Source organism: Mesorhizobium sp. M0152 (genome assembly GCF_040322415.1).
Lineage (GTDB): Bacteria > Pseudomonadota > Alphaproteobacteria > Rhizobiales > Rhizobiaceae > Mesorhizobium.
Genome location: NZ_JAMYTH010000007.1, coordinates 220,987 through 237,697, shown reverse-complemented (window position 1 = coordinate 237,697; position 16,711 = coordinate 220,987). Strand labels below are relative to the sequence as shown.

The 16,711-nt window shown below is 65.1% G+C and carries 20 protein-coding genes; 9 read left to right on the top strand and 11 right to left on the bottom strand.

Annotation, left to right across the window (positions count from 1 at the left end; all coding sequences use genetic code 11):
* Positions 1-81: 81 nt before the first annotated feature.
* Together NKJ26_RS10755 and NKJ26_RS10750 are read right to left on the bottom strand one after the other, a co-directional pair.
* Positions 82-750, bottom strand: a complete 669-nt coding sequence (locus tag NKJ26_RS10755) for a GntR family transcriptional regulator (protein ID WP_352695227.1) — start codon at positions 748-750, stop codon at positions 82-84.
* A 253-nt stretch (positions 751-1,003) separates the two neighbouring features.
* A complete protein-coding gene (locus NKJ26_RS10750) occupies positions 1,004-2,020 on the bottom strand; it encodes a polyprenyl synthetase family protein (RefSeq protein ID WP_352695226.1) in 1,017 nt (338 codons plus the stop codon).
* A gap of 204 nt (positions 2,021-2,224) precedes the next feature.
* Between NKJ26_RS10750 and NKJ26_RS10745 the strand changes: the two genes are divergently transcribed.
* The 6 genes from NKJ26_RS10745 to moaB all read left to right on the top strand — a co-directional run bounded on the left by NKJ26_RS10745 (position 2,225) and on the right by moaB (position 5,984).
* Complete coding sequence (locus tag NKJ26_RS10745; protein WP_091576439.1) at positions 2,225-2,449, top strand: putative signal transducing protein; 225 nt, start codon at positions 2,225-2,227, stop codon at positions 2,447-2,449.
* On the top strand, positions 2,449-3,249 hold the full coding sequence (locus NKJ26_RS10740) for a tRNA1(Val) (adenine(37)-N6)-methyltransferase (protein WP_352695225.1): 801 nt from the start codon (positions 2,449-2,451) through the stop codon (positions 3,247-3,249). Before NKJ26_RS10745 ends, NKJ26_RS10740 begins: the two co-directional genes overlap by 1 nt.
* Positions 3,250-3,328: 79 nt before the next feature.
* The gene (locus tag NKJ26_RS10735; RefSeq protein ID WP_352695224.1) at positions 3,329-4,192 is read left to right on the top strand and encodes a S49 family peptidase; all 864 of its coding nucleotides are present in this window, start codon (positions 3,329-3,331) and stop codon (positions 4,190-4,192) included.
* A gap of 139 nt (positions 4,193-4,331) precedes the next feature.
* On the top strand, positions 4,332-4,517 hold the full coding sequence (locus tag NKJ26_RS10730) for a membrane protein (RefSeq protein WP_027023000.1): 186 nt from the start codon (positions 4,332-4,334) through the stop codon (positions 4,515-4,517).
* A gap of 26 nt (positions 4,518-4,543) precedes the next feature.
* On the top strand, positions 4,544-5,443 hold the full coding sequence (locus NKJ26_RS10725) for a 4-(cytidine 5'-diphospho)-2-C-methyl-D-erythritol kinase (RefSeq protein WP_352695223.1): 900 nt from the start codon (positions 4,544-4,546) through the stop codon (positions 5,441-5,443).
* Positions 5,430-5,984, top strand: coding sequence for a molybdenum cofactor biosynthesis protein B (moaB, locus tag NKJ26_RS10720; RefSeq protein WP_352695222.1), 555 nt, complete (start codon positions 5,430-5,432; stop codon positions 5,982-5,984). The genes NKJ26_RS10725 and moaB overlap by 14 nt, the downstream gene beginning before the upstream one ends.
* A 29-nt stretch (positions 5,985-6,013) precedes the next feature.
* On the opposite strand, the gene NKJ26_RS10715 is transcribed toward moaB, so the two are convergent.
* Positions 6,014-6,988, bottom strand: a complete 975-nt coding sequence (locus NKJ26_RS10715; RefSeq protein WP_352695221.1) for a hypothetical protein — start codon at positions 6,986-6,988, stop codon at positions 6,014-6,016.
* A 148-nt stretch (positions 6,989-7,136) separates the two neighbouring features.
* A complete protein-coding gene (locus tag NKJ26_RS10710; RefSeq protein ID WP_352695220.1) occupies positions 7,137-7,658 on the bottom strand; it encodes a glycosyltransferase in 522 nt (173 codons plus the stop codon).
* 151 nt (positions 7,659-7,809) lie between these two features.
* Here NKJ26_RS10710 and NKJ26_RS10705 point away from each other — a divergent pair, with 151 nt between their 5' ends.
* Both NKJ26_RS10705 and rnhB read left to right on the top strand, forming a co-directional pair.
* Complete coding sequence (locus tag NKJ26_RS10705; protein WP_352695240.1) at positions 7,810-8,964, top strand: PA0069 family radical SAM protein; 1,155 nt, start codon at positions 7,810-7,812, stop codon at positions 8,962-8,964.
* Between the two features lie 129 nt (positions 8,965-9,093).
* Positions 9,094-9,789 carry a ribonuclease HII gene (rnhB, locus tag NKJ26_RS10700; protein ID WP_352695219.1) on the top strand — a complete coding sequence of 232 codons (696 nt, stop codon included), beginning with the start codon at positions 9,094-9,096 and terminating at the stop codon, positions 9,787-9,789.
* 299 nt (positions 9,790-10,088) lie between these two features.
* Here rnhB and NKJ26_RS10695 read toward each other — a convergent pair whose 3' ends face one another.
* The 7 genes from NKJ26_RS10695 to NKJ26_RS10665 all read right to left on the bottom strand — a co-directional run bounded on the left by NKJ26_RS10695 (position 10,089) and on the right by NKJ26_RS10665 (position 15,659).
* On the bottom strand, positions 10,089-10,580 hold the full coding sequence (locus NKJ26_RS10695; protein ID WP_027023007.1) for a F0F1 ATP synthase subunit B: 492 nt from the start codon (positions 10,578-10,580) through the stop codon (positions 10,089-10,091).
* Positions 10,581-10,590: 10 nt separating this feature from the next.
* On the bottom strand, positions 10,591-11,190 hold the full coding sequence (locus NKJ26_RS10690) for a F0F1 ATP synthase subunit B (RefSeq protein ID WP_352695218.1): 600 nt from the start codon (positions 11,188-11,190) through the stop codon (positions 10,591-10,593).
* A 63-nt stretch (positions 11,191-11,253) separates the two neighbouring features.
* A complete protein-coding gene (locus NKJ26_RS10685; RefSeq protein ID WP_013896722.1) occupies positions 11,254-11,478 on the bottom strand; it encodes a F0F1 ATP synthase subunit C in 225 nt (74 codons plus the stop codon).
* A gap of 84 nt (positions 11,479-11,562) precedes the next feature.
* Positions 11,563-12,321 (bottom strand): F0F1 ATP synthase subunit A, encoded by a 759-nt coding sequence (locus tag NKJ26_RS10680; RefSeq protein WP_352598751.1) that lies wholly within the window; start codon positions 12,319-12,321, stop codon positions 11,563-11,565.
* Between the two features lie 59 nt (positions 12,322-12,380).
* Positions 12,381-12,788: an AtpZ/AtpI family protein gene (locus NKJ26_RS10675; RefSeq protein WP_352598752.1), complete on the bottom strand. Its 408-nt coding sequence runs from the start codon at positions 12,786-12,788 to the stop codon at positions 12,381-12,383.
* 256 nt (positions 12,789-13,044) lie between these two features.
* On the bottom strand, positions 13,045-14,229 hold the full coding sequence (locus NKJ26_RS10670; RefSeq protein WP_352695217.1) for a cell wall hydrolase: 1,185 nt from the start codon (positions 14,227-14,229) through the stop codon (positions 13,045-13,047).
* 68 nt (positions 14,230-14,297) lie between these two features.
* On the bottom strand, positions 14,298-15,659 hold the full coding sequence (locus tag NKJ26_RS10665) for an MFS transporter (RefSeq protein ID WP_352695216.1): 1,362 nt from the start codon (positions 15,657-15,659) through the stop codon (positions 14,298-14,300).
* Between the two features lie 119 nt (positions 15,660-15,778).
* Here NKJ26_RS10665 and NKJ26_RS10660 point away from each other — a divergent pair, with 119 nt between their 5' ends.
* The gene (locus NKJ26_RS10660; RefSeq protein ID WP_352695215.1) at positions 15,779-16,702 is read left to right on the top strand and encodes a LysR substrate-binding domain-containing protein; all 924 of its coding nucleotides are present in this window, start codon (positions 15,779-15,781) and stop codon (positions 16,700-16,702) included.
* Positions 16,703-16,711 lie beyond the last annotated feature (9 nt).

The following is a 16,711-nucleotide window of genomic DNA, read 5'->3' as shown; positions in this document are numbered from 1 at the left end:
ACCGTTCGAATCATCAAAACCTCCAAAATGAGGCTTGAATCACTCAAAGGGCGAAAGTGGAATCCTGATTCTCAACAACCCCTAGCCCACGATCGCGAACGCTTCCCGCGTGGTCCCGGAGGCTGTCTTGACCGGTTTGCGGCCGATCCATTGGACATGCCGCCCCAGCGTCACCGCCGCCGATTCGGTGTTTCCCTGCCGCAAGGCGGCCAGGATCGCCCGGTGGTCCTGGTCGGTGCGCGCCTCCCATTCCGAGCGCCATGCCGCGAACAGGAAGCGCGCGCTCGCGGCGTGGAGATCGTCGATCGTGGCAAGCAGGCGCGGCATGCCGCACGGCGCCAGGATCAAGCGGTGAAAGGCGCGGTTGGCTTCTTCCCATGACCTGACGTCGCGGGATTTGTCGCCGGCCTTGGTCGCCTCCTCGGCCTGGTCGAGAATGGCCGCTGTCAAATGCGGCGCGGCATGGCGCAATGCCAGCACTTCGAGCGCGGCCCGCATTTCGGCGACTTCCTTGACCTCGCCCAGATCGAAGGCCGCGACGCGCACGCCGCGGCGCGGCTCGCTGACGGCGAGGCCTTGCGCCTCGAGCCGGCGGAAGGCCTCGCGCACGGGCACATGGCTGGTGTTGAACTCCTCGGCGACATGATCCTGCCGAAGCCGAGCGCCCGGTTCGATCGCGCCGGAGATGATGCGGTCCGCCAATGCCTTGCTGATGCGCACCGCGATGGTGTCGTCCGTGCCCTTTGCCATGTTTTATAGATAATTTGCGGCGGGGCGTCTTGTCGAGACGGGTGGGACCGGCTTTCACAACTGCTTTAAAAACGGCGCTGTAAGTCAGGGGCGCTCTGCCAGTCTTGCGTCCAGCCCCTGCATGGCGCTTCTTCGGCACGCCGTCACGCGCCTGCACGGAAAGGCCGTGCAGGAGCGTGCATCGTCATCAGCCTGTTCGCCGCGATGGTGTTGCCTGGAAAAACGAAGTAGCCGGAGCCCGGCTGAGGCGGCTTCAGTTCACCCGGCTGATGCAGAAATCGATGACGTCGATCAACGCCGATTTCTGCAGCGTTGCTTCCAGCGGCGCCAGCGCGTCGCGGGCGATTTCGCCGAAATGGCGGGCGCGTCCGATGGTGTCGGCGATGGCGCCGTGGCGGGTCATCAGGCCGATCGCATTTTCCAGGCCGGCGTCATCGGTGACATTGTCCTCGATGGCGCGCTTCCAGAAAGTGCGCTCGGCCTTGGTGCCGCGCCGGTAGGCGAGAATGACCGGCAAGGTTACCTTGCCCTCGCGGAAATCGTCACCGACATTCTTGCCCAGATCCTTGCTGGTGCCGCCATAATCCAGCGCATCGTCGATGAGCTGGAAGGCAAGCCCGAGATTCATGCCGTAGGAGCGCAGCGCCGCACGGTCGTTGCGGGTCGCCTGGGCGATGACGGGGCCGACTTCGGCGGCGGCCGAAAACAGCGCCGCGGTCTTGGCCTTGATGACGGCGAAATGCTCGTCCTCGGTGGTTTCGAGGTTCTTGGCGGCCGCAAGCTGCATGACCTCGCCCTCGGCGATGATCGAGGCCGCACTCGACAGGATATCGAGCGCTTCCAGCGAGCCGACATCGACCATCATGCGGAAGGCCTGGCCGAGCAGGAAATCGCCGACCAGCACGCTCGCCTGGTTGCCCCAGATCATGCGGGCGGTCTTCTTGCCGCGCCGCATGCCGCTCTCGTCGACGACGTCGTCGTGAAGCAGCGTTGCGGTGTGCATGAATTCGACCGAGGTGGCGAGCTTGACATGGCCCTCGCCGGCATAACCGAACATCTGGGCTGCGGCGAGCGTCAGCATCGGCCGCAGCCTTTTGCCGCCGGACGAGATCAGGTGATTGGCGACCTCCGGGATCATCTCGACGTCGGAGCCGGCCTTGGACAGGATCAATTCGTTGACGCGCCCCATATCGGCCGCTGTCAGGTCGATCAGGTCCTTGATGGACGCGGGTTCCCGCTTCCCGTTTTCGATGTTGAGAACGACACCCACGACAAACTCTCCCGTCTTGATATAACGCGTGCGACGGCACCCTTGATCCCGCATGGACTCTAGGGCTGCGGACATGGCCACGGCAAGAGGCGAATTGGCGCGGCGATGACGACGGCGTGCCGACCGACGCCAAGGAAGTTCTTCTTCGCCAGGCAAATCCGCCTGCCCGTTTACAGAAGTGCCGCAAACTGAGAGTTTCGCCCGATGATAGAGCTCATTCGCACCAACGACGCGGTCATCATCTCCTTTGTCGAATCGCTGATGCGCGATGCCGGCATCGGCTGCTTCGTCGCCGACCAGAACATGAGCGTGCTCGACGGTTCGCTCGGGATCCTGCCGCGGCGCATCATGGTCGACGCCGACCAGGCCGACGCGGCGCGGCGCATCCTGACCGATGCCGGCATCGCCAACGAGATCCGCGGAAAATAATGTCAGCCGCGCCAGCCGCCCTTGTTTCGGACACGCCGGCCCACACGGTCGACGCTTTTCATCGCGGCCGGTTCTGGCTCGTGCAGCCCAAGCAGGGTGGCCATCGCGCCGGCATGGATGCGATGATGCTGGCGGCGGCCGTGCCATCCGCCTTTGGCGGGCGCCTCGCCGATTTCGGCGCAGGAGCCGGGGCCGCCGGGCTTGCGGTGCTGTCTCGCTGCCCGGCCGCCGAGGCCGTGCTCGTCGAGCGCGCGCCGGAAATGGCACGTTTCGCAGCCGCCACCCTTGCCCATCCCGGCAACGCGCATCTCAGCGACCGCGCCTCGGTGCTGGTCGCCGACGTCACGGTGTCGGGCCGGGCGCGCGCGGCGGCCGGTCTCGCCGACAATGATTTCGATTTCGTCATCATGAACCCGCCTTTCAACGCTTCCCGGGACCGCGCCACACCAGACCGGCTGAGAAAGGAAGCGCATGTGATGGAGGACGGGCTGTTCGAGAGCTGGATCCGCAGTGCGGCGGCCGTGGTCAGGCCGCGCGGCGGGCTTGCCGTCATTGCGCGACCCGAACAGCTCGGCGCCATTCTCGGCGCGCTTGCCGGCCGCTTCGGCGACGCCGAGATGCTCGCCGTCCACCCGCGCCCCGATGCGGCGGCGATCCGCATCATCGTGCGGGCGGCGCTCGGCGCGCGCGGAAAACTCGCCATCCGCCCGCCGCTGATGCTGCATGCGCGCTCCGGCAACGGGCCGGACGAGCGCAGCGAAATGATCGCCAACGGTCTCGCCTCGCTGTTCGGAGATTGAGCTATTGTCGCCGGCCACATTGCCGTTGGCCGGGGAATTCCTACATGCCTGCAACCCACCGGCCGGAGACCTCGCCATCGTGAAGCGCTTTTTCAACCGCCTGCTGCCTAAATCCTGGCGTTCCAGCGTCGTCACCATTCCGGTCATGCGGCTGCACGGCACCATCATGGCCGGGGGCGGCCAGTTCCGGCCGACGCTGTCGCTTGCCTCCACCGCCGGCCTCATCGAAAAGGCTTTTTCCTTCGACGCGCCGGCGGTCGCCATCTCGATCAATTCGCCCGGCGGCTCGCCGGTGCAGTCGCGGTTGATCTTCAAGCGCATCCGCGACCTGGCGACGGAAAAGAACAAGAAGGTTCTGGTCTTCGTCGAGGACGTCGCGGCATCGGGCGGCTACATGATCGCGGTCGCCGGCGACGAAATCTTCGCCGATCCGTCCTCCATCGTCGGCTCGATCGGCGTGGTCTCGGCCTCGTTCGGTTTCCCCGAACTGATGAAGAAGATCGGCGTCGAGCGCCGTGTCCACACCGCCGGCCAGAACAAGGCGGTGCTCGACCCGTTCAAGCCCGAGAAGAAGGAAGACGTCGAACGGCTGAAGGCGCTGCAGCTCGAGGTCCACGAAACCTTCATCGATCTGGTCAAGGAGCGGCGCGGCACGAAGCTGAAGGATGATCCGGACCTGTTCACCGGCCTGTTCTGGACCGCCAAGAAAGGCCTGGAGCTCGGCCTGGTCGACGCGCTCGGCGACATGCGCACGGTGCTGAAGACAAGGTTCGGGGAGAAGACCCAACTCAAGCTGATCACCGCGCCGCGCGGTTTCCTCAGCCGCTTCGGCCTGTTCGGGTCGAGCCAGGGCTTTTCGGCGCCCGATATCGCCGCCGCCGCGGCCAGCGGCATCATCGATGCGGCGGAAGAGCGCGCGCTGTGGGCTCGGTTCGGGCTTTGAAAACCATGCAAAACCGTCTAGCATGAGCGCTTGAAATCGTAGGCATGTCGTTTCCCCAAAGCCGAACCCGCTTTGGGTGACATGCATCAACCGACCCGACCGGCCGCCTTCGCCGGCCTAGCGTGGGAGGAGTTTCGACATGCCGCAGATCATTTTCTTCACCGTCGTTGGCGTCGCCGCCTATTTCGGCTACCGCACTTTCATCCGGGAAGCCGAGCGCGTGACCGCCAAGGTGCGGCGCACTGAAAAGCAGGCGGCGAACGGCGCGATGGGTACGCTGGTCAAGGACCCGAAGACCGGCGAATACCGGCTGGCCAAGGACTGAGCATCATTCCGCAGACGACTGACGCCGTGGACACCGATATCGGTTCGCGCATCTGGCCCGCGCACGCCAAGATCAATCTAGCGCTGCATGTCACGGGCAGGCGCCCCGACGGCTATCACCTGATCGAAAGCCTGGCGGTGTTCACGCGTTTCGGCGACCGGGTCGAGATCGCGCTTGCCGACGGCGACGATTTCACCGTTTCCGGCCGCTACGCGCCGACGGTTCCTCTCGACGCCGCCAACCTCGTGCTCCAGGCGCGCGACGCCCTGCGAAAACAGGCTGGACCAGAGAGAACGCCGCCGGTTTCGATCAAGCTCGAAAAGAACCTGCCGGTTGCCTCCGGCGTCGGCGGCGGGTCGAGCGACGCGGCGGCGGTGCTGCGCGGGCTGGCCGAGACCTGGGGCCTGGACATCGATGACGCCGCGCTGGCGCGGATCGGCCTCTCGCTTGGCGCCGATTTGCCGATGTGCCTGGCGGCAAAGCCGCTGGTCGCGCGCGGCATTGGCGACGAGCTGTCCATCGTGCCGGATTTTTCGGCGTTGGGGCTGGTGCTGGTCAATCCCGGCACTCCCGTCTCGACGGCCGAAATATTCAACGCGCTGTCGCGGCGCGACAATGAGGGCCTGCCGCCGCTGCCGCGCCGCATCGATTTTCACAGCCTGCGCAACTGGCTGGAGATCACCCGCAACGATCTTGAGCCGGCAGCTCTTGCGCTACAGCCCGCCATAGGCAGGGCACTTTCATGGCTGAACAAGGCTGGATCGGGGTTTTCGCGAATGTCGGGGTCGGGCGCGACATGCTTCGGCCTGTTCGAGACCGGCAACGTCGCCAAGCGCGCGGCCGCCGAGATCCGCGCCCGCCAGCCCGACTGGTTCGTCGCCGCGACGCGCAGCATCGCATCGGAGGGCGCCGATGGCCAGAACTGACGAAAGCCGTTCCTTCGTTCCCGTGCGCATCGCGGTGCTGACCGTGTCGGACACACGCAGCCTCGCCGACGACAAATCCGGCCAGACGCTGGCTGACCGCATCACCGAGGCCGGCCACATCCTGGCCGCCCGCGATATCGTCACCGACGACCGCGAAAAGATCCGCGACAAGGTGCTCGGCTGGTCGAAGGACGCGGCGATCGATGTCGTCATCACCACCGGCGGCACCGGCTTCACCGGCCGCGACGTGACGCCGGAGGCGCTGGAGCCGATCTTCGAAAAGCGCATGGACGGCTTTTCGGAAGTGTTCCACCGCATCTCCTACGACAAGATCGGCACCTCGACGATCCAGAGCCGGGCGACCGGCGGCGTCGTCAACGCCACCTTCGTCTTCGTGCTGCCGGGCTCGCCCGGGGCCTGCAAGGACGCCTGGGACGGCATATTGAAGGCGCAGCTCGACTATCGCCATATGCCCTGCAATTTCGTCGAGATCATGCCGCGCCTAAACGAGCATCTGCGGCGCGGCAAATCGGCTCCGTAGCGCCGGTCTGCGTCCCCGGACGCAAGGTTTCAGCGGATGACCGGCTCGCCGTGAAAGCGTCGGCGCGAGGGGCGCGAAACACCGAAGCCGACTTCCATCATCAGCCGCGGCGTGCGCGCCGGCACGGTGCCCATGTGGAAGCCGAACGGATCCTCGACGAAGCCCAGCCCAGCCTCGCCGGTCAGCGTCACCGGGCTCTCATCGCCGTAGACGTTCAGCACATCCTCGGCTGGATGGCCGACGAGAAGCGTCAGTTGATGCTTGAGGCTGCGGCGCCTGTGGCTGCCCCTGACGTAGACATGCGGACCGGTGCCAGCATCGACAGGCATCAGGTAGAAGAAGAACTTCAGCATCCGCCAATCGTCGAGGTCGAAATGATATTTGCCGAGCGAGGCAAGGTTCTTGTCGGCGTCCGAGGCCGCACCGGTCGGAAAGCTCCACCAGACGCGCGTGGTGATGAGTTTCGCCTGGCCGCCGAGATAATGCGCGGCGATGTCGAGAAGCAGCGGATCGCGCTGTATGGCGAGTGCCGCCTGACAGTCGAGAACACGTTCGAAATAATGCCCGCTGAGCAGCGGCCGGCCAAAACGTTTTTCGGCTTCGGCATGCTCGTCCGGCATGAACTCGAGACGGCGGTCGAAATTGCCGAAGCAAGGCGTGCGCCGGGCAAAATTCGCGATCTCCTGATGGATTTCCGGCGGCAGGACCAAGCCTGAAAACAGACCGTCGGAGCGCAGCGCATCGACCGCCGCCTTGCGCTCGACGCCGGCGAACATCGTATCCCCCGCATTGTCGGCCGGACGGGCGCGTTTTGCGCCCAGCCAGTGCATCCGCCGCCCGGGCATGGTGCGGGCCAGGACGAACATCGGCAGCCAGGCGGGATTTTCGCGCAAATCCTTCAGGTAGGTCGGAATGCGAACGGCGATACGGCGCAGCAGGCTGCCATTGCGCGCAATTGCCTCGAGACTGGCGGTACCGGAGTTGTCGGGGGATGAAAGGTTCATAGGGTCCTCGGTTATGAGAGCGGCACCGATGGCGCATCGATGCCCACCGCTCGGCATGACCCAAACCCAAATTTCACCCGCCTGACTGAGACGCTAACCTCCCGTCAGATTTTGTGCAATGCACAACAGAGTGTGCAGTTGCAAAAAATCACTTCCGCGCGCCCTGTTTCGGTGGCGCCACCCAGATCTCGGCGTCGAGCCGCTTCGTCGCCAGGCCGCGCGCCAGCGCCTCGGCGCTGGCGGCGTTCTTCGACAGCGAGGCAGCCTGCCGCTTGCTGATCACCAGTCCATCGGCCAGGGCCCGGTTTCCGGAAAAGACCCGGGCCAGGAACGGCATGCGGCTGCCGCGCGCCCGCGAGAATCGCGCCGCCATGGTTTGCCTGGCGGTGTGGGCGATGACGGCGTCGATCCAGCCCTCCGCCAGCCGCGCGCCGGGCTCCAGGATGAGCAGCCAGTCGCCTTTGGCCTGCCGGATGCCGGCAGCGACGCCGCCACTCGCCACATAATGGCAGCCGGCATGCTCGGCGACGCGATGCGTCTGGTCGGTGGAACCGGCATCGCAGACGATGACCTCGCGCACCACGCCCTCCACCGCACCGCCGACCAGCGAGGCGAGCGTTCGGGCGAGAGCCTCCTCGTCATTGCGGGTTTCGATGAGAACACTGAGCATTGGTAGCCGAATAGCGGAAAGCCGTGCCGGACGCCAGTTTTTGCAAGGCAGCATTAAAAAGTTCTTGCTTTGTTCTCATCCATGAGATAGGATTATTTTCATGAACAGAGCAATCCGACACAACATGGACAGTCCCTGGGAGCGGGCGAAGATGGAACAGATCGTGCGCGCCGACATCGCGGCTTTCGGAGCAGGAAGAGCCGAGATGGCCAACGCGATGATCGAACAGAGCGGCGTGCGTATCCGTCCGGACCGCAACCGCGGCCGGTCGGCGGGCATCAATCCCTCCGGCCGGTTCGAGCCGGTCAGCCGGCATGTCTTCGACGATGGCTGGAATTCGCTGGAGGAGTTGCCGCCGTTCAAGACCGAGGTGCAGGTCGAGAAGCCGCGCACCATCATCACCCGCAACGAATCGCCCGACATTTCCTTCGATCGCTCGATCAATCCCTATCGCGGCTGCGAGCATGGCTGCGTCTATTGCTTCGCGCGTCCGACGCACTCGTTCATGGGCCTGTCGCCGGGCCTCGATTTCGAATCCAAGCTGTTCGCCAAGCCGGATGCCGCAAGGCTGCTCGACAAGGAATTGTCGAAGGACGGCTACCAGCCGCGCACCATCGCCATCGGCACCAACACCGACCCCTACCAGCCGATCGAGAAGCAATACCGGATCATGCGCGAGATCCTCGAAGTGCTGGAGGCGCGCGGCCATCCGGTCGGCATCGTCACCAAATCCGCTTTGGTGACGCGCGACATCGACATACTGTCGCGCATGGCCGAACGGGGGCTCGCCAAGGTGGCGCTGTCGGTGACGACGCTCGACCGCATGCTGGCGCGCACCATGGAGCCGCGCGCCTCGACGCCGACCAAGCGGCTGGAGGCGATCCGTCAGCTTTCGGATGCCGGCATTCCGGCTTCGGTGATGGTGGCGCCGATCATCCCTGGCCTGACCGATCAGGAGATGGAGCGCATCCTCGATTCGGCCCGTGCCGCCGGCGCGCGCGAGGCGGGTTATGTCGTGCTGCGCCTGCCGCTGGAGGTCAGCCCGATCTTCAAGGACTGGCTGCTGCGCCATTATCCGGACCGCTACCGTCACGTGATGTCGCTGATCCGCTCGATGCGCGATGGGAAGGACTACGATTCGGAATGGGGCAAGCGCATGAAGGGCGCCGGTCCCTACGCCTGGCAGATCGGCCGGCGCTTCGAGATCACCGCCAAGCGGCTCGGCCTCAATGCCGAGCGGCGCACGCTCAGGACCGACCAGTTCGTCGCGGCCGGAAAGGACCAGGAGCAGTTGATGCTGCTCTAAACTTGCCTTTCGCTTGTTGAATCCCGTCCGGCCTGCCCCGGCCTGCAGACGGTGCCCTCCCGGTCCGGCGCCCCACCCGACCCGGAGGGACTTGCGGAGAATCGGAGCCGATGCGAACCTCGCCGCAACATGGCTCGCGCGCGTTCTGATTCTCCGCCTCTCTTCGAAATCGTCGAGAAACCCGATTTCTCCTTCGAGACGAAGGCGATGGCCGAAGGCCTGTGGCCGGTGGCCGGGATGGACGAGGCCGGCCGTGGCCCGCTCGCCGGGCCGGTGGTCGCCGCGGCGGTGGTGCTCGACCCCTCCAACATCCCCGAAGGCCTAGACGATTCCAAGCGGCTCAGCCATTTGCAGCGCGAGGCGCTATTCCTGCGCATTCTCGGTTCAGCGCAGGGTGTTTCGATGGCGTCGATCAGCGCCGAAGGCATCGACGGCAGCAATATACTGAAGGCCAGCCTGGAGGCGATGCGCCGCGCCCTGGTCGGCTTGTCGGTTCAGCCGAAGCTCGCGCTCGCCGATGGCCGCGACGTGCCGCCCGGACTGCCTTGCGCCGGGCGCGCGCTGATCAGGGGCGATCAGCGCTCGCAGTCGATCGCGGCCGCCTCCATCGTGGCCAAGGTGATGCGCGACCGCATGATGTGCGGCTGCGGCAATCATCACGACCGCTATGGTTTCGAGGCCCACATGGGTTACGCCACTGTCCGGCATCGCACGGCGATCGAAGCACACGGGCCGGTCGCCCGGCTGCACCGCGTGTCGTTCGCACCGTTCAGGCTCGGCGGGACGGAAGTGGTGGAAGAAGAGAGCTTCGACGGGCTCGATTGAGCTGAGAAGATTGGCGAAAGCGGCGATGACAGCCGATCTCCCCCCTCGTGGGGGAGATGTCCGGTCCACCCTCCGTAGCTGCAGCGCAGCTGCTGCGGAGGACGGGCAGGACAGAGGGGGGCGCCGCGCGTGAAGCGCCGACATCCTTTTTTGCCGGATAAGAGGTTGCGCCTGGACGTACCGACCCCCTCTGTCGCCTTCGGCGACATCTCCCCCTCGAGGGGGGAGATCATCCCAGCCGAAACAAAAAAGGCCGCCAGGTTTCCCGGGCGGCCTTTTCAATTCCTGACGCGATCGGCTCAGTTGAGCTTTGCCTTCACGTCCGCGAGCGAAGCCTTGAACAACTCCGCTCCGGCCTTGGCGTCGATCTTGCCGGCGAGCAGCGTGCGTGCCGCTTCGACGGCGATGTCGACGGCGCTGGCGCGCACTTCGCCGATCGCCTCGCGCTCGGCCTGACCGATCTTCTGCTCGGCAAGCGCGGTGCGCCTGGCGACGTAGTCCTCGGTCTTCTTGTGCGCTTCGGCGGCGAGCAGTTCGGCCTCGCGCTTGGCGGCCGCGACAATGTCGGCGGCCTCCTGCTCTGCTTCCTTGCGCTTGCGCTGGTAATGGCCGAGCAGTTGCTGGGCCTCTTCACGCAGCTTGCGCGCTTCGTCGAGTTCGTTGCTGATCCTGGCGGCGCGGGCGTCGAGCGCCTTCGCGATCATGCGGGGCACCTTGATGTAGACGGCGACGCCCAGGAAGATGACCAGGGCAATCGTTGCCCAGAGCGTTGCTAGAGATGTGGCGTCCATGATGCGCTCCTCACCGGGCCACGGATTTGACCGCGGCCGCGATCTCGGCCTTGCTGGCCTTGCCGCCGACCAGTGCCTCGACGATCGCCGAGGCGGTGTCTTCGGCGATGCCGCCGACTTCCTTCATGGCGTTGGCCTTGATGGAAGCAATACGCGCTTCGGCCGCGCCAAGCTTTTCATCGAGCGCGGCCTCGACCTTCTTGCGCGCGGTCTCGGCTTCGGCCTTGGCCGCATCGTTGGCCAGCTGGCCGATCGAATTGGCATTGGTCTTGGCCTCCGCCAGTTCCTGCTCGTAGGCAGCAACGGCGGCGTCGGCCTCGCCCTTCAACTTGGCTGCCTGGTCGAGGTCCTGGCTGATGCGATCGTTGCGGACGTCGATGATGCCGCCGACGCGCGGCATCACGACCCGTTTCAGGAAGAGGTAGAACAGCCCGAAAGTGATCGCCAGCCACAGAAGCTGCGACGGGAAGGTCGCAGGATCGAACGGCGGAAACGTGCCGTGCGCTTCGGCAGGCACGCTGGTGCCGGAATGCGTTTCGCCTTCCGTCGCAGCGTGGCTGGTGTCGGCTGATGGCGCGGACTCTTGCGCGAAGGCAGATGTCACGAACATGGACTATTCCCTGATATCAGGCCCACCGCTTTCGCGGCCGGCCTGTCCAATCAACGCAGAGGTTCAGCCGAACAGGGCCAGAAGCGCGATGAGAAGCGAGAAGATGCCAAGAGCTTCGGTCACGGCGAAGCCGAAGATCAGACGGCCGAACTGGCCATCGGCGGCCGACGGGTTGCGCAGCGCGCCCGAGAGGTAGCTGCCGAAGATGTTGCCGAGGCCAATGCCCGCGCCGCCCATGCCCAGGCAAGCGATACCAGCGCCGATGTACTTTGCTGCTTCTGCGTCCATTTGTTCAACTCCTTTGGATCTGAAATTCCGTTGTTATTCCATTCCGGCGGCAAGGTTGGAAACTCTTGGGCCGGAAATTTTCGATCAGTGCCCGGGATGCAGGGCGTCGTTGAGATACATACAGGTCAGCACGGCAAAGACGTAGGCCTGCAGGAAGGCGACCAGCAGTTCAAGCGCCGTCAGCGCCACGGCCATGGCCAGCGGCAGCACCGAGCCCGCCACGCCAACCGCGCCGAGCGCGGAGAGGCTGACGACGAACCCAGAGAACACTTTCAGCGTGATGTGGCCGGCCAGCATGTTGGCGAACAGACGAACCGAGAGGCTGACGGGGCGCGACACGAAGGAGATGACCTCGATCAGCACCACCAGCGGCAGCAGGAACACCGGCACGCCATGCGGGACGAACAGTTTCAGGAAGCCGAACCCATGCTTCATGAAGCCGTAGACGACGACGGTGGCGATCACCAGGGCAGCGAGGCCGAAAGTGACGATGATGTGGCTGGTGACGGTGAAGAAATAGGGGAACAGGCCGAGCAGGTTGGCGACCAGTACGAACATGAACAGCGAGAACACGAAGGGGAAGAACTTCATGCCCTGGGTTCCGGCGGCATCGCGCAACATGTTGCCGACGAACTCGTAGGCCATTTCGGAGACCGACTGGAGCCGGCCGGGAACAAGGCTGCGGCTCGACGTGGTCAGGAACAGGAACGCCGCCGCGACGACCACGGTGGCGACCATGAACAGCGCCGAATTGGTGAATGACAGGTCATAGCCGCCGATCTCGATCGGTATCAGCTTGTTGATATGGAACTGGTGGATCGGATCGACCTTGTCAGCTGCCACTTTCAATCCCCGTCAATGCCGCGTGCGGCCTCGTTACCATTGCCGCACATGAAGGGCGGTCATTTCGTGTCGTCCTGGTCACGGCGCGATCTGTCGCCCTGCCCGAATTCAGCAACAACGCCCGCCGAACGCATGACATTGAGCACGCCGGCGCCAAACCCGAGCAGCAGAAACACGATCAGACCCCATGGCGATGTCCCCGCCAGCCGGTCGATGATCCAGCCGATGCCGGCACCCACCACTACTCCGGCGATAAACTCGCTGGAGAGTTTGAGCGCCTGGCCATATCCGGCCACACTGCCCGCTTTCGCGTCGTCTTTCCCCTCGAGCCGGTTCGGCAGCCTTGTCGCAAGCGATGCTTCAAGTTCACGCCGACGTCGCTCAAGATCGTCGTCGCGGATGCCGGTTTCATGCTGATTGCCGCGGCCGGTTTCTCCGGTTCCGCCTGGCCCATTCTTTTCGGCCATCGCAACCCCCCTGCCCGGTCAGACCGTCACCGTCCGTCCGCTTCTAAAGTCGCCGGCAACATAGTTAGAGGGTTTGCGCCCGTCAAGCCACGGGCGGAAGTTCATACTCATGTATTTTAGTGAATGAAATCAGCGGATTAGAGAGGTGCGACATCGTGCCCGCCGCGATGACGGGGGTGCGTCGCGCGAATCCCCCGGACAATGGCTCCTCGATCGGCCGCAGGACCGCGCGAAAAGATCGCGGGCGTGCGGGCACTCAGCTCCAGCCGCCGCCGTACGTGCGGTAGAAGATGTGCAGGCCGATCTTGGTCATCTTCTGCATCGTGCGCGCCCAGCCGGGATGGACATATTGGGCGTAGTAATGGGTCGACGACCCGACCTCCGGGATGAAGATCTTGCCGGCGCTGACGGCCATGGCGATGTCCTGCGCGGTCTTGTAGGCGACAGGGCTGTCGATGCGCTTCTTCCTGCCGTCGCAGGCGAACGAGAACTGGCAGCGATTGAACCAGTTGTCGTTCTGGTAGACGACGCCGCAGATCGAGTTCGGATAGGATGGATTGCGGACGCGGTTGAGGATGACCTGGGCGACGGCGGCCTGGCCGCGCAAGGATTCGCTCCTCGCCTCGAAATAGATGCCGTTGGCCAGGCACTTTTGCTCGGGCTGGGAAAAGACGCTTGCCGGCAACGGGGTCTGGATCCACGAATGATCGCCCTTGGCCATCGGCGGGATGAAGCGGCCATCATTCGGCTGCTCATCCTGCAGGAGCGCTTCGAAAGGCGAGGCCTTGGCATAGTCGGGCGCGGACTGCGCATAGGCGGTCGCCAGCACGTCCGGATGGTCGTTGTTGACCAAGCCGGCAAGCATGGACGGCACGCCGGAATCAGGCTTCTTGTCCTCACGCGCATGGAACGCCGCGGCGATCTGGATTTCTTTGCCTTTGATCTGCGGCTTGGCGAAGGCCATCTTCAGGTCGCCATCCATGCTCGGCCGCGTCAGGGACGAGGTGCGCTCGAAGATCGACCCGGCATTGAAGTTCTTCGGCGGGGCGACGGGAGACATTTGGACGACGCGGCCCTTCTTGTCCGCGCGCAGGACGCGTGCCTCGTCCGGCGTTGCGCTGACCTTGCCGCCCTTGCCGCGAAACGATACGGCGCCGACACCGGGGAGGCGGACACCGGAGCCGGAAATCGAACCGGTGATGTCGGAATCGGCGAACGGCATCTCGGCGGCCTGGACCGAGCCGGCGACGGATTTCTCGACATAGGAATTCCAGCGCGCGCTCGACGCTTCGAGGCCGGAAACGAGGCTCGTCATGTCCTGGTAGGCGGCGACGGTCGGAAAGCCGATCCAGATGCCGAGGCCGACGACGAACGGCGTCAGAAAGCCACGCTTCTTCTCACCGGCGGCGGCGACAAGCCGCGTCAAGACACGTCGATGCACGGAACTCTCTCCAGGAACGCTACTGACCCCACTGGAGAGCAAAATGATGCATTAACCTTGATGGGACGTTAACGACTTCGATCAGGTTTTGTCAGTCGGCTCAGGGTCGTCGTTTCGAACTGGGGCGGTTTTGCGGCGGGAGTTCGGGCCGGCCGCAGGAAGACCGGCCAGGCGCCCAGTGCGCAGATGGCGGCCGCGAGCCAGACGCCGGGCCACGACCAGAGGTGCAGGAGCCCCGGAATGGCCACCGGGACCAGGAAGAAGCCGATGAAAACGAAGCTGTTGGCGAGGCTGAGCGCGGTTCCGACATGGCCGACGCCAGCAAGCGTGGCAAGCTCGGTATAGGCGACGCCGTGCCAGGCGGAGACGGAGATGCCTGCGACAATCAGCACCAGGGGAAATACGACCTGGCCGCCTGGCAGGACGGGACCGGCCAGAACCAGCAACCACAGCACCGAGAAGGCAAGCGCGCTGAGCGCACTGCACGAGCGGAGAAACTGGCGGCGGTTGCCGTTGCGGTCGGTGAAGCGGCCGCTCCAGACACGCATGACCATGGCGCCGATCTGGACGGCGGCGAGGCTCGCGCTTATCGCCGCCGTTCCCAGCCCGGCGAAGTCGTGCAGGAACACCGACGCGAAGGTGAGCACCGCCACCTGTGGGAAGCAGAGCAGGCCGATGGCGGTGGCGATGCGCCAGACCTCGACATTGCGCAGCGGCGCCGGTCCAGCGACAGCCGCCGAAGCGACGTGGCCCTCGCCCGCCGCCGGCTGTTCGTGCAGCCAGCGCCAGGCGAACAGGGCGGAGAGAGCGGATGCCGCCGCCAGGAGGCCGAATACCGCGGCAAAGCCGGACGACAGGGCAAGCGACGGCAGGACCAGCGCGCCGAGGCCGCCGCCAAGCGGCACCGCGGTCTGCCGGATGCTCATGGCGAAGCCGCGCTCGTTTTCCCGAAACCATCCCATGATGGCGCGGCCGCTCGAACCGTTGACGCTGCCGCCGAGCAGCCCGGTGACGAGCAGGCTCGCGGACAGCAGGGTGACGCCGGGGATATCGGTCCTCGTCGGCACGACGAGCATCGCCATGACGAAGAGCCAGGCCGCCGTCGCGCCGAGCCCGGTCAGAAGCACGCGGCGATCGCCCCAGCGGTCGGTGAGCAGGCCCCAGGGCAGTTCGCTGAGCGCGACCCCCAGCCCGAGCAGGCCGAGCGCCAGGCCAAGCTCGGCATTGCCCAGATGATAGCCCTGGCGAAGCACGACCGCCGTGGCCGGTATGCCGGCGAACGTGGCCGAGAAACTGGCGTTCGCGGCGACGCCGAGGCCCAGGACCTTCCAGCGGTGCCCGGGCTTGAATGCCCTTTCGACAGGGTTGGCAGCCCCGTGCTTCAGGCATTCAGACGATTTTTGGCCGGTGCAATCGACGATGGCGGACATGATTTCATTCCCGTGGCGGGCCAGCGGCCTGGCCTTGACGGGACGTCTTTAGCGCCATAACTTCGTCCCTAAAATCAGGAAGTTTTGGATAGATAATTCCAAAAATTAGGACGATAATCGTGCGACGCGTAACATTCGACCTCGACGTTCTCAGAAGTTTCGTCACCGGCATGGAGCTTGGGAGTTTCGCCAAGGCCGCCGACCGGCTCGGCCGGTCGACCTCTGCGATCAGCGCGCAGTTGAAGAAACTGGAAGAACAGGCGGCAACGCCGATCTTCCGCAAATCGGGGCGCGGCCTCGCCCTGACGGAGGCTGGCGAGACCATGCTCGGCTATGCGCGACGGCTGCTCGACCTGAACGACGAGGCGGCGGCCGCCATCCACGACGTCGAGCTGGAAGGCTGGGTGCGGCTCGGCCTGCAGGAGGATTTCGGCGAGGCGGTGTTGCCGGAAGTGCTTGGCCGCTTCGCCCGCGCCCATCCCAGGGTCAAGATCGAAGCCAGGATCGCGCGCAGCCACGAGCTCGCCGAAAGGGTCACGTCAGGCAATCTCGACATCGCGCTCGCCTGGCACAGCGGCGAGGCATTGCCCCATAGCCGGCACGTCGCCGACGTGCAGATGCGCTGGATCGGCCCGGCAAAGCGCATCGAGACCAGCCCGCGCAACGGCGAGCCGCTGCCGCTGGTGGCGTTCGAGGCGCCGTGCCTGTTGCGCACCGTGGCGACGGAAACGCTCGACCGCGCCGGCCTGTCGTGGCGGATGGCCTTCTCCAGCCCGAGCCTTGGCGGCATCTGGGCGGCGGTGGCGGCGGGACTGGGGCTGACGATCCGCACCGAGATCGGCCTGCCGGCCAACGTCAGCACGTTGACGCCCGAGATCGCCGGGCTGCCGGCACTGCCCAAATTGGCGTTGTTCCTCTATAGCAGGGATGCCGAACCCGAGCCGGTCGCGGCCCGCCTCGCCGACATATTGCTGGACGCGGCGCGGCAGGCATTGCCCGACGGCGCGCGGGCTAATGACGACGGTTTGCGCAACGCGACGTGATCACGGATC